Here is an 11,513-nt window from a genome sequence, read left to right on the forward strand (position 1 = left end):
CGGGACACTAGGCCGCCGGGCCGCCCGGCCATCGCCGGTTCGAGCACGAAAGCGCAGCCGGAGCGCCCTGGTCGTTCCCGGCTCGACCGTCACCAAGCGCCACCCCTGTGCGGTCCCGACACCACCACCGGAGCGCAACACCGTGGGACGGCTCGTGGGACGAAACCCAGTCGAAAACCGGGAATCCAGGGATCACAGGGCACCGCCTGCGAGGCATGTGCGCAGGTGGAAAGCCTGGGCCACCCCGTCCGCAGTCCTCCTAAAGCGGGTGTCGCAGGTTCAAATCCTGCTGGGGGCACACAGCCTGACCAGGCAAGAAACCCCGGCTTCGGCCGGGGTTTTCGTGTGGGGTCACTGGTCCAGGTATGCGAGGACCGCCAGCACGCGGCGGTTGTCGCCGTCGGCCGGTAGTAGGCCCAGCTTGGTGAAGATGCTGCTTATGTGCTTGGCGACGGCCTTCTCCGAGATGAAGAGGGACTGGGCGATGCCCGCGTTGGAGCGGCCCTGGGCCACCCACACCAAGACCTCGCGTTCGCGGCCGGACAGGGTGCTCATGCTCTCGTCGCGCTCCTTGCGCACCAGGAGCTGGGAGATCACGTCGGGGTCCATCACCGTGCCGCCCTCGGCCACCCGTCGGATGGAGTCCAGGAACTGCGCTCCGTTGGTCACCCGGCCCTTGAGGATGTAGCCGATCCCGTTGCCGCCGCTGCTCAGCAACTCGCGCGCGTACAGCGGCTCGACGTACTGGGAGAGGAGCAGCACGGGCAGGTCGGGCATCTCGCGCCGGGCGGCGAGGACCGCGCGCAGGCCCTCGTCGGTGAAGTTCGGCGGCAGCCGGACGTCGACGATCGCGACGTCCGGTCGCTCCTCGGTGAGCGACTCCAGCAGGTCCGCTCCGTTTTCCACCGCGGCCACGATCTCGTGGCCGTGTGCCTCCAGGAGGCGGATCAGCCCGTCCCGAAGGAGGAAGTGGTCTTCGGCGAGGACAATTCGCACGGAAGCTCCATCGTCACCATCGTCGGGCCGTTGACGGGGCTGTTCACGGCCAGTACACCGTCGAAAGTCGCAAGGCGTCGCTCGACGCCTCGCAGGCCGGTGCCACGGGCGGCGTCCGCGCCGCCGTGTCCGGTGTCGGTGATGGTGACGCGCAGCATTCCGTGATCGTAACGGACGTCGATCCAGGCCCGGTCCGCGTTCGAGTGCTTGGCGACATTGGTGAGGATCTCCGAGATCGCGAAGTACGCGGCCGACTCGATCGGCATCTCGGGGCGGCCCGGAAGGTCGACGGTGACCTCTGTGGGGACCGGGCAGACCATGGCCAAGGACCGCACCGCGTCGACGAGTCCGCGGTCGGCGAGAACCGGCGGGTGGATGCCGCGCACCAGATTGCGCAGTTCCTGCAACGCCTTGGCCGAGGACTGGCGTGCCTCGATCAGCAGGGCTCGCACGGCCTCGGGGTTGGTCTCCAGGAGGCGTTCCGCGGCGTCCAGGTTCATGCCCATCGCCACCAGGCGTGCCTGGGCGCCGTCGTGCAGGTCACGCTCGATCCGGCGGATCTCGGCCATCTGCGTGTCCGCCGCGTCCGCACGGGTCGTGGCCAGGTACTCGATGCGACCGGCCATCATCTCGTTCTCGCTCGGGGCGAGCATCGCGTGGGTGTACAGGGCGTGCTTGCGGACGGCGCGGGGCGCCACCCACAGGGCCAGCGGCAGGTGCAGGACGCCGAGGATGCCCGCGAGCACCGCGGTGGCCGGTCCCCCGACCGGAATGAAGTAGAACCACAGGCCGTCCCACTCCTCGGAGAGCGAGACGCCGAAGAAGGCGAGGAAGATGCCCCACACGCCGGCGAGGAGCAGGGCGATCGGGAAGAAGGCCAGGAAGGCGCCGGCGACGGGATCGGCGAACACCCAGACGAACTCCCGCCGCAGCTGCGGGTCGTTCATGATCCAGCGGTAGCGGGCGACGAATCCCCAGGAGCCCGCAGGCACCGGCGGCTGCCGGCCGGACGGGGTCGGGATCCGCACGCCGGACCAGCGCGCGGCCAGCACGCGTTGGCGGTTGCTCAGCCCGCGTACGCCCTCCATGGCGCGCGGCACCATGCCGAGGCCCGGACCCACCAGAGTGATCGCGCAGGAGACGGCAAGGGAGCGGCCGAGGGCCGCGATCGACATCCAGCACAGCACCAACGCCCGCCGCAGACCGACGAACCCGGCAGGGACGGAGAACCCTTTGATCTCGCCCGACGACGGGCTTTCCCCGGGCTGCGTCGTGCCGTCCATGTATGCACTCCTCTTGCCATTCGCAGTGTCCCGGCCACAGTGGCCGTGTCGCTATTGTGGCGGAGCTCGGGCGCGGAAATCGGTAGTATTTACTCCCCTCTTGGACGGCGGAGGGGGGTGCTTCCCCTACCTCCGTCAGGGCGCGGCCAGAGGCGTCCCGGGGGCGACGAAGAGCGACAGGGTATCCGCCACGCAGGCCGCCTGCCGCCGGCCCTCGACCTCCACCGTCATGCGCACCGCGGTCAGGTGACCCGAGGGCGTTTCGCGCACGGTGGTGAGTCTGGCGCCGCCGCGAACCCGGGCCCCGACCGGCACGGGGCGGGGGAAACGCACCTTGTCCAGGCCGAAGTTGACGCCCAGCTCCACCTTTTCGATCGCGAAGATGGCCCGCATCATCGCGGGCAGCAGCGCGAGTGTCATATAGCCGTGGACGATGGTCCCGCCGAACGGTCCGGTCGCCGCCCGCTCGGGATCCACGTGAATCCACTGGAGGTCGCCGGTCGCACCGGCGAATTGGTCGACGCTTCCCTGGGTGACTTCGAGCCATTCGCTGTAGCCGAGGTGTTCGCCGGCCGCGCCGGCGAATTCCTCAAGGCTGGAAAAGGATCTCATGCGGCAGATTCTGTGTGGGCGTCGAGGACGCGGCAAGGTGCTCCGGGGCCGGTTGTTCGTTCGGTCAGCGCGCCGTCAGCCGGCTGTCAGCGACCGCCGGGGACTGCCCCGTCGCGGCACGCTCACAGCCGGCCCGGCACGGTGTCAGCCGTAGCGCTTGAGCTCGTGGAAGAAGTCCGGGACGGTGTGCAGCGCATCCGTCTCGCGCACGCGGTCGTACACGTACTTCGCGACGGCCATGTCGAGGACGCCCAGGCCGAACGGTGAGAAGACCACCGGCCGGTCGGCCGGCGGGGTGATCGCCCCGGTGAGCACGTCGTACAGGGTGCCGGCGACGAACTCGCGGTTGCCGACCAGCTGTTCGGCCAGATGCGGCGAGGTGTTCGCCTTCATGCAGTGCTCGATGTCGTCGACGATGTTCCACGAGTCCAGGACGATCTCGGGGGACAGGTCCCGCAGGGAGACGTGCAGCACCAGCGGGTTGTGCGCGAACCATCGCGGGTCGCTCACGTGCGGCTCTCCCGCGACGGTGGCGAAGACCACCAGATCGCTGGAGCGGATCAGGTCCTCGGCCTTGTCGTGGATGGTGATCTCGCGGTCCTCGCCCTCGGCCCGGCGCAGGTAGCCCGCGAAGCCCTCGGCGTACTCGGCCGACAGGTCGTGCACGCCGATCGACTCGAAGGCGAAGCCGCTGCCCGCGAGGTACCGGTGCACATAGCGGGCGATCAGGCCGACTCCGAAGAAGCCCACCCGCGTGGGGCGTTGCCCGCGCGCCTCGCCGAGCCGCGCCGCCGCGAGGGCCGCGGACGCGGCGGTGCGCGCCGCGCTGATGATGGAGCTCTCCAGGCACGCGAACGGGTAGCCGGTCTCGGCGTCGTTGAGGATGAGCACGGCCGAGGCGCGCGGGATGCCGGCGGCCACGTTCTCCGGGAAGCTGGAGATCCACTTGATGCCGTGCACTTCCACGTCGCCCTTGATCGACGCGGGCAGCGCGATGATCCGCGACGACGGACGGTCGGGAAAACGCAGGAAGTACGAGTCGGGGTTGACCGTCTGCCCCTCGCCGTGCAGCCGGTAGGCGGCCTCGATGGTCGCGACGACCTCTTCCTCACGCCCGCCGAGGACGCGGTCCACCTGAGCGCCGGAGACCACGGCGAAGGAAGGTACCTGATTCATGGGAACACTGCTCCTGGTGGGACGAAAGGACCCGGTCGGGATGGGAAGGTGATCGGTCGCGGGCCGGCCGGCTCTCAGCCGATGCGGGCCAGGCCCTTCGCGCCCCGCCGCGCCTGTCCGCGCGAGACGGCCAGTGGGTCCCAGTCCGGTGCCCGGTCGGGCAGTCTGGAGGCGTCGCCGAGCACCTTACCGGTGTACGCCTCGGCGAACAGCCCGCGGCCGAGGATGCGCGAGGCGGCGGCGATTCCGCAGGTCGCCACGCCGCCGATGCCGCTGCCGTAGCGGACGTTCTGGCCGACCACGTACAAACCCTCGACCTCGGTCCGCACGTCGGGCCGCCGGGCCGTGCCGCCCCAGGTGGCCATGCCGTACGGGGTGCCGCCGCCGGCTCGGATGTAGCGCTCGTTGGTCAGCGGAGTCGCCGTCTCCACGTGTGTGATGCGGCCGCGGAACGGTCCGAGGATCTTCTCGGCGGTGTCCAGCATCGCCTCGGTCAACTCCCGCTTGCGGGCGAGGTAGGTGGGGTTGCGGCGGTACGGCTCGCCGTCCACCGGTCCGCCCGGCACCCCCCAGAAGTCGTACCCGAACGGGCAGTTCATCATGAGCTGGAAGTTGCTGTGGCCGGGCGGGCACACGGCGTGCGCCCCCGGGTCCCTGAGGGAGGCGAAGAACAGGGCGAGTTGCGACACCGTGTCCATCGACCCGTCGCGCGCGTACCGCTCCAGCATCGCCGCGTGCGCGCCCTCCATGTCGTCGCTGCCGTGCCACCAGATGTTGGCGTTGTGCAGCGCCGGCAACTCGGTGTCGAGCGCGACGTACACCGAGACGATGGCGTTGCGCATGGTCGCCTCGCGGGTCCGTGCCACGACGCCGGCGGGGAAGTTCGCCTCGCCGCCGCACAGGTCCAGGACGGTGCGCCGGTAGTCCGCGTTGGAGATGATCAGCGGCGCCGAAACGCGCTGCCCGTCGGTGAGTTCGACGCCGGTGGCGCGCCCGTTCTCGATCAGGATGCGGCGCGCCTCGCACCGGGTGCGCAGTTCGCCGCCGTACGCCTCGAGCGCCTCGACGAACGCGGCCACCAGGGCCTGGCCGCCGCCCTCGGGGTAGTACGCGCCGCGCAGGTAGTGGTCGGTGATGTTGACGTGCTCGGCGAAGCCGACCCCGTCGGGCATCGAGCCGTAGTTGCCGGCCTGGGCCGCGATCAGGGTGCGCCCCTTGGCGGACAGGCCGCAGTGGTCCAGGGCCTCGCCCAGCGTACGGCGGGTCCAGCGCATCGCCTCCGGGAACCTGCGGCACAACTGCGCCATCGAATCGCCCGTCAGACTGGCCCGGTTCACGGCGGCCAGCGCCGTGGCCAGGTCGATGAACCGGTCGACGCGGTCGGCCTCCTCGGGCAGTGCCTGCCGGAGCCGGTCGGCGTAGGCGTCCCACCCGGCCGGCACGTCCAGGGTCGCGGTGGGCGTCATGACCCGGTCGAAGCCGCGCTCGTTGTCCATGGGCAAAAAGCGCACCCGGTCGCGGACGCCGAGGCCGGACAGGATCGTGGGGATGAGCCCGTCGGGCCCACAGTCGCCGAGGTAGTGCATGCCGACGTCGAACTCGTACTTGCGCCGCCGGCGGAAGGCGTGCGCGTTGCCGCCCGCCACGTCGTGCTGTTCGAGGATGAGCACGCGGCGCCCGTCGGCGGCCAGGTAGCCGCCGGTGACCAGGCCGCCGATGCCGCTGCCGACGACGATCACGTCATAGCTGTCCCGAAGGCCTCCGGCCCCCTGCGTTGCGGTCCCCATCAGAAGGTGCCACCACCGTGGATCTCGAAGACCGACCCCGTGATGTACGCGGCCCGGTCCGATACCAGGAAGGACACCAGGTCCGCCACCTCCTCGGGGCGGCCGGCACGGCCGAGCGCCACGTTCCCCAGCATCCGCTCCACCGCGGCCTCGGACATGTCGTCGACCATGTCGGTCGCGATCAGGCCCGGGGCGACCACGTTGGCGCGCACACCGCGCGGCCCGCACTCCTTGGCGAGGGATTTGGTGAAGCCGATGATCCCGGCCTTGGAGGCGGCGTAGTTGGCCTGCCCGATGTTGCCGTGGATCCCGGACACCGAGGACAGGTTGACGATCGCGCCGTTCCTGCGCTTGCTCATGGAGAACGCGGCGGCGCGGCACACGTGGTAGACGCCGTCCAGATTGGTCCGCAGAACCCGGCCCCAGTCCTCCTCGGGCATCAGGATCACCGGCCGGTCCCGGGTGATGCCCGCCGAGGTGACGGCGACGTCGACGGGGCCGAGTTCGCGCTCGGTCCGCGCGTACCAGTCGCGCACGTCCGCCGCGTCGGACACGTCGCACCGGGCGGCGCTGACGCGAGTACCGAACTCGGCTGCCTGCTTGGCCAGTTCCTCGGCGGCCTCGTCGTTCGAGCGGTAGCAGAACGCGACGTCGTACCCGTCCCGGGCCAGGCGCAGCACGATGGCCTTGCCGATGCCCCGGGACCCGCCGCTGACGAGCGCGATCATGCGTGCTCCCCCAGCAGTCGCAGGACGGCACAGGCCACCGCGCCGTCCCGGTCGACGGCGGACACCAGCGCGATCCGACCGGACGAGGTCGGGTCGGCCTCGGCCACCCCGAGCACCGCCTGGATCTGGAAGGAGGCGGAGGCCGCGCTGGTGTCGCCGAGCAGCTCCATGGACGGCACCCGGGACAGCGCGTCGGCGGGCACCAGCGCCGCCAGTGCCTCCGACTCGGCCCGGCCGGCGGCGGTGGGGGCGGCGCACGGTACGGCCGCCCACACCTCGTCGGGGGTGACGCCCGCGCGGTTCAGGGCGCGGCGCACGCAGCCGGTGACCGCGGCCCGCGGGTCGTCGTCGATGTCGATGCCGCTCTCGATGCTCAACACCGCGGCCAGCGCGGGGCGTTCGGCGGCGCCGGCGTGCTCGACCAGGAAGAGCCCGCAGCCCTCGCCGAGCAGCGGCGAGGGGTCGCCGGCCGCGAGGGCGGTGTACTCGAACCAGGCGTGGATGGCGGAGAACTCCTCGACCGAACCCACCAGGTACTTCGTCGCACGACCCTGGCTCATCAGCCGCCGCGCGTAGTTGAGGGCGAGCAGTCCGCTGACCCGGCCGCCCGCGACCGTCGTGTTGGGGCCCTTGAGGTCGTGCCGGATCGCGCAGGCGCCCGCGGCGTGGTTGAGGCTGCCGAAGGGGATGCGGCCCGCGTCGACGTGGAAGGGCAGCGCGTTCGTGTAGGACTGACGCAGGAGGTCCGTCATGTTCTCCAGGCTGCCCATGGAGATACCGAGAACCACACCGGTGGCCTCGTCGGTCCGCACCACCCGGTTGCCTTCGGTGTCCAGGAGCAGCCCGTCGGAGGCGACCAGGGCCAGCGCGGTGAGCCGGTCCATCTTGGCCGTGCCCGTCGGGCCGAGCAGGCCCGGGATGTCGAAGTCCGGGACCGTGCAGACGTTGGGCGACGGCAGCGTGCCGAGCGCCGTGCCCGCCTTCACGGCCGTCTTCGCCCCGCCGCGCACGCCCGCGGCGAAGGCTTGGCGGGTCACGCCGTGCGGGGATACGGCCGACCACCCGGTGATGACTAGCGTCTCCGGTGGCAGCGAGGCCGCCGGGGTGACTGCTGCGGTACTCATGTGGGACTCACTCTCCGTACGTCCCCAGAATCAGGATGGCGTTGTTGCCGGCGAAGGCGCTGGAGTTGTTCTGCACGAGCCGCACGTCCGCGTCGATGGCGTGGTTGGGCACGACGTCGAGCGGGCAGGCCGGGTCCGTCTCCCGATGGTGGATGGTCGGCGGAATGAAACCGTGCTCGATGGCGAGGCTGCAGGCGATGGCGCCGAGGGCGCTCGCCGCTCCCATCGCGTGGCCGAGCATCGACTTCAGGGCCACGGTGCGCGGCGGCGCGTCGCCGTACACGTCGAGGATGGCGGCCGACTCCGTGCGGTCGTTGGCCTTGGTGCCGGTGCCGTGCGCGGAGATGAAGTCGATCTCCTCCTTCTTGACCCCGGCGTCGTCCAGGGCGAGGCGAATGCCGCGCGCGATGCCGACGCGGTCCGGTGCGGTGGCGTGATTGGCGTCGCAGCTGAGGCCGTAGCCGAGCACCTCGGCGTAGATGTGCGCGCCGCGCGCGAGCGCCGATTCCAGGCTCTCCAGGACGAGGATGCCCGCACCCTCGCTGGTGAGGATGCCCTGCCGGTTCTTGTCGAAGGGCCGTACCACGTCCGGGGTGAGCGCGCCGAACCGCTTGAAGGTGAGGTACGCCTTGCGGCACACCGCGTCGGCTCCGCCGCACAGCGCGATGTCGACCTCGCCGGAACGGATCGCGTCCAGGCCGTAGCCGATCGAGTAGTTGCCCGCCGCGCAGGCCGTCGTGATGGTGGTGGCCTCCACGTTCGGTATGCGCAGCTCGCGGGCGATCACGGTGCTCAGCCGGCCCGCGTTGATGCGGCGGGACAGGACCGGGTCCATGGCCTCCGGGTCCCCGGCGGCCAGTTCCTGCTCGACGAGCACGCCGATGTCGTGCGACTCGCCGTCGGTGGTGCCGATGCTGATGAGCGCCTGCCGCTCACGCAGGTCTTCCTCGCCGAGTCCCGCGTCCACCACGGCCATCCGGGCGGCGGCGACGGCGAACTGGCCGGCGCGGCCCATGTCGTCGAGGGGTACGTTGCGGATCCAGCGCTCCGGCTCGAACTCGGAGACCTCGCATGCGGTGTTGTGGCCGAACCCCTCGGTGTCGAAGCGGGTGATCGGCCCCGCGCCGGAGCGGCCGGCCCGCAGCGCCGCGGTGAACTCCTCGACACCCGTGCCGATGCTGGAGATCGCGCCGAGGCCGGTGAGAACGGCCCGGCGGCGATCCGCCGGTGCGCGGGCGGGGGGCGTCGGTGGTGGCTGTGCGGTGGACATCGGACTCCTTAAGCAGTGGGATGCCTGTGGTCGGGGGGTCCGGGACGGGAACCCCCGCTGCTCACCAACCGGCGGCGGCGGCGGTCACCTGGTACGTGGTCTCCACGTTCACCATCTTCGGGAGTTCGTCCATGTCGATGACGATGGAGTACTCCATCTCGAGGGCGCTGAGCACGTCGATGAGTTTCAGGGAGTCGGCGCCCAGTTCGTCGATGAACAGCGTGCTGTCCGCGAACTCGGTGTGTACATCGATGTTCTCGGCGATGATTTCCCTGATGCGGGTAAGGCGCTCGGGCACGACCGTGGTCATGTTTTTTCTCCGTTTCCCAGGTTCTCGAATTTGCCTTACGGCAAAAATTAGTCAGCCTCGATGACGGGCCGATGACATTCAACTGACCGCTCACTGACGGCGGTTGCCGGTCACCTTCCGACGGCCTTTTCGAAGCCCCGTACACTGCCGGCGACCGCGATGACCAGGATCGTCGCCAGGGTGATGGCGGCGACCACGCCCGGGTGGTCGGCGGCGAACCCGCTGCCCGCCGCGCCCGAGGGGTCGTTGCCCCACAGCCTGCGGCAGGTGGTGATGACGGCGGTGACCGGGTTCCATTGGGCCACCGGGCGCAGCCATTCCGGCAGGCCGTTCACACCGACATACGCATTGGAAAGAAAGCTGAAGACGACAAGCACGAGCGCGCCCGTGCCGTCGATGGCCTCGACATTCTTCTGGGTGGTGCCGAGCAGAATTCCGAGCCACAGCATGGTGTAGATGAAGGCGAGCAGCACGGCGAATCCGGCGGCGGTGCGCAGCACGCCCTCGTGCGGCCGCCAGCCGACGGCCAGGCCGACCAGGGACACCGCCGTCAGGCTGACCGCGCCGACGCACAGGTCGGCCAGGGTGCGGCCGATGAGCACCGAACTCGGTGCGATCGGCAACGAGCGGAACCGGTCCACCAGGCCGTGCCGCAGATCGAGGGCGACACCGATGGCCGTGGGGCCGACGCCGGACAGGCCGACCTGGACGGCGATGCCCGCCAGGATGAAGTCCTCGTACGGGACGCCGCCGGGGACGTTCATCGACTTGCGAAAGAGGTAGCCGACGGCGACGAGCATCACCAGCGGCGTCATCGTCACGAGCACGAGCCGGCCGGGCGAGCGGCGCAGATGGATCAGATGGCGTCCGGCCAGCGCGAGGGTGTCGCCGAGGTAGCCGAGCAGCACGCCCCTGGACTCCGCGGATCGCGGCACCGGGGGCGAGGTCGCGGGGGCGAGCGCCGTCGGCGACACCGCGGCGTCGGTCGTCGATGTCATCGCCGGCTCTCCTTCTTCTCTCCCGTGCCCGTGAGCTGGAAGAACACGTCGTCGAGCGTGGGCTTGCACACTTCGAAGTCGACGGTGTCGACGCCCTTTTCGCGCAGCGCGACGGCGGCGCGCGCCACCTCGTCCAGGCCGCCCCGGTCGAGGTGCACCGATACCCGCAGGGTGGCCGGGTCGGCGACCGGTTCCTGGGTGCTGCCGAGCGTGGCGAGCGCGGCGACCGCGTCGGCCAGGTTCTCCGGGCGGGCCACGGTCACCTCCAGGCGCTCGCTGCCGACCATGCGCTTGAGCGCCGCGGGGGTGTCCTCGGCGATGACGCGGCCCGCGTCGATGACGGCGATGCGATCGGCGAGCGCGTCCGCCTCTTCCAGATACTGGGTGGTGAGCAGGATGGTCACACCATTGGCGACCAGGTCGCGCACCACGTCCCACAGGACGCTTCGGCTGGTGGGGTCCAGGCCCGTGCTGGGCTCGTCGAGGAAGAGCACCTGCGGATCGCCGATGACACAGGTCGCCAGGTCGAGCCGGCGGCGCATGCCGCCCGAGTAGGTGCCCACGGTGCGGTCGGCGGCGTCGGTCAGCTCGAACCGTTCGAGCAGTTCGGCCGCGCGCAGGGCCGCACCGCGTCGCCCGTAGCGCAGCAGCTTGGCCAGCAGGACCATGTTCTCGCGCCCGGTGAGGAGCTCGTCGACGGCCGCGTACTGTCCGGCCAGGCCGATGCGCCGCCGGACCTCCTTGCCCTCGCGCACCACGTCGTGCCCGGCGACGACGGCGCGGCCGGCGGACGGCTCGACCAGGGTGGCCAGGATGCGGACGGTGGTCGTCTTGCCGGCGCCGTTGGGGCCGAGTACGCCCAGGACGGTGCCGGCCGGCACCGCCAGATCGACGCGGTGCAGTGCCGTGTGGCCGCGGTACTGCTTCTGCAGCCCTTCGGCGAGGATGGCCAGGTCGGACGAGGCCACGGTCATCCCGCCCGACGCTGCAGGCTGAGCGGACGCATGTCCGTCCAGTCGCGCTCGATGTGCGCCACGGCCGTGGCGCGGTCGGTCTCCGCGAGCGACACCCGCCAGCCGTCGGGCACGGCGGCGAAGGACGGCCACAGGGAGTACTGCCCCTCGTCGTTGACGAGGACGAGGAACCGGCCGTCTTCGCGGTCAAAGGGGTTGGCCATGGATGTTCTCCAGATCTCGGATGGTGCTCGAATGCGTCGGGTGCGTCGGGTG

At 70.6% G+C, this 11,513-nt stretch carries 12 protein-coding genes; all 12 read right to left on the reverse strand.

Features of this window, described 5'->3' with window-relative positions:
• Positions 1–351: 351 nt before the first annotated feature.
• The gene (locus ACFRCG_RS23895; RefSeq protein ID WP_380009133.1) at positions 352–996 is read right to left on the reverse strand and encodes a LuxR C-terminal-related transcriptional regulator; all 645 of its coding nucleotides are present in this window, start codon (positions 994–996) and stop codon (positions 352–354) included.
• Entirely contained in the window at positions 948–2,279 is a 1,332-nt protein-coding gene (locus tag ACFRCG_RS23900; protein ID WP_380034516.1) for a sensor histidine kinase, read from the reverse strand. Before ACFRCG_RS23900 ends, ACFRCG_RS23895 begins: the two co-directional genes overlap by 49 nt.
• A gap of 135 nt (positions 2,280–2,414) precedes the next feature.
• Positions 2,415–2,891 (reverse strand): MaoC family dehydratase, encoded by a 477-nt coding sequence (locus ACFRCG_RS23905; RefSeq protein ID WP_380034518.1) that lies wholly within the window; start codon positions 2,889–2,891, stop codon positions 2,415–2,417.
• A 144-nt stretch (positions 2,892–3,035) separates the two neighbouring features.
• The gene (gene sbnB, locus ACFRCG_RS23910; protein WP_380034520.1) at positions 3,036–4,067 is read right to left on the reverse strand and encodes a 2,3-diaminopropionate biosynthesis protein SbnB; all 1,032 of its coding nucleotides are present in this window, start codon (positions 4,065–4,067) and stop codon (positions 3,036–3,038) included.
• Positions 4,068–4,141: 74 nt separating this feature from the next.
• Positions 4,142–5,854 carry a phytoene desaturase family protein gene (locus ACFRCG_RS23915; RefSeq protein WP_380034521.1) on the reverse strand — a complete coding sequence of 571 codons (1,713 nt, stop codon included), beginning with the start codon at positions 5,852–5,854 and terminating at the stop codon, positions 4,142–4,144.
• On the reverse strand, positions 5,854–6,582 hold the full coding sequence (gene fabG / locus ACFRCG_RS23920; protein WP_380034522.1) for a 3-oxoacyl-[acyl-carrier-protein] reductase: 729 nt from the start codon (positions 6,580–6,582) through the stop codon (positions 5,854–5,856). Before fabG ends, ACFRCG_RS23915 begins: the two co-directional genes overlap by 1 nt.
• Positions 6,579–7,706, reverse strand: a complete 1,128-nt coding sequence (locus ACFRCG_RS23925) for a beta-ketoacyl synthase N-terminal-like domain-containing protein (RefSeq protein WP_380034524.1) — start codon at positions 7,704–7,706, stop codon at positions 6,579–6,581. The genes fabG and ACFRCG_RS23925 overlap by 4 nt, the downstream gene beginning before the upstream one ends.
• Before the next feature lie 7 nt (positions 7,707–7,713).
• The gene (locus ACFRCG_RS23930) at positions 7,714–8,976 is read right to left on the reverse strand and encodes a beta-ketoacyl-[acyl-carrier-protein] synthase family protein (protein WP_380034526.1); all 1,263 of its coding nucleotides are present in this window, start codon (positions 8,974–8,976) and stop codon (positions 7,714–7,716) included.
• A gap of 61 nt (positions 8,977–9,037) precedes the next feature.
• On the reverse strand, positions 9,038–9,286 hold the full coding sequence (locus ACFRCG_RS23935; protein ID WP_380009110.1) for an acyl carrier protein: 249 nt from the start codon (positions 9,284–9,286) through the stop codon (positions 9,038–9,040).
• A 110-nt stretch (positions 9,287–9,396) separates the two neighbouring features.
• Entirely contained in the window at positions 9,397–10,284 is an 888-nt protein-coding gene (locus ACFRCG_RS23940; RefSeq protein WP_380034528.1) for an ABC transporter permease, read from the reverse strand.
• On the reverse strand, positions 10,281–11,258 hold the full coding sequence (locus tag ACFRCG_RS23945) for an ATP-binding cassette domain-containing protein (RefSeq protein WP_380034530.1): 978 nt from the start codon (positions 11,256–11,258) through the stop codon (positions 10,281–10,283). Before ACFRCG_RS23945 ends, ACFRCG_RS23940 begins: the two co-directional genes overlap by 4 nt.
• The gene (locus ACFRCG_RS23950; RefSeq protein WP_380034532.1) at positions 11,255–11,461 is read right to left on the reverse strand and encodes an MbtH family protein; all 207 of its coding nucleotides are present in this window, start codon (positions 11,459–11,461) and stop codon (positions 11,255–11,257) included. Before ACFRCG_RS23950 ends, ACFRCG_RS23945 begins: the two co-directional genes overlap by 4 nt.
• Between the last annotated feature and the right edge of the window lie 52 nt (positions 11,462–11,513).

The organism is Embleya sp. NPDC056575 (assembly GCF_042793325.1).
Classification (GTDB): domain Bacteria; phylum Actinomycetota; class Actinomycetes; order Streptomycetales; family Streptomycetaceae; genus Embleya.

Coding starts and splice junctions, on each gene's coding strand:
- ACFRCG_RS23930 (WP_380034526.1), bottom strand. CDS start 8,976: ATGTCCACCGCACAGCCACCACCGACGCCCCCCGCCCGCGCACCGGCG.
- ACFRCG_RS23935 (WP_380009110.1), bottom strand. CDS start 9,286: ATGACCACGGTCGTGCCCGAGCGCCTTACCCGCATCAGGGAAATCATC.
- ACFRCG_RS23945 (WP_380034530.1), bottom strand. CDS start 11,258: ATGACCGTGGCCTCGTCCGACCTGGCCATCCTCGCCGAAGGGCTGCAG.
- ACFRCG_RS23900 (WP_380034516.1), bottom strand. CDS start 2,279: ATGGACGGCACGACGCAGCCCGGGGAAAGCCCGTCGTCGGGCGAGATC.
- ACFRCG_RS23925 (WP_380034524.1), bottom strand. CDS start 7,706: ATGAGTACCGCAGCAGTCACCCCGGCGGCCTCGCTGCCACCGGAGACG.
- ACFRCG_RS23905 (WP_380034518.1), bottom strand. CDS start 2,891: ATGAGATCCTTTTCCAGCCTTGAGGAATTCGCCGGCGCGGCCGGCGAA.
- fabG (WP_380034522.1), bottom strand. CDS start 6,582: ATGATCGCGCTCGTCAGCGGCGGGTCCCGGGGCATCGGCAAGGCCATC.
- sbnB (WP_380034520.1), bottom strand. CDS start 4,067: ATGAATCAGGTACCTTCCTTCGCCGTGGTCTCCGGCGCTCAGGTGGAC.
- ACFRCG_RS23940 (WP_380034528.1), bottom strand. CDS start 10,284: ATGACATCGACGACCGACGCCGCGGTGTCGCCGACGGCGCTCGCCCCC.
- ACFRCG_RS23915 (WP_380034521.1), bottom strand. CDS start 5,854: ATGGGGACCGCAACGCAGGGGGCCGGAGGCCTTCGGGACAGCTATGAC.
- ACFRCG_RS23950 (WP_380034532.1), bottom strand. CDS start 11,461: ATGGCCAACCCCTTTGACCGCGAAGACGGCCGGTTCCTCGTCCTCGTC.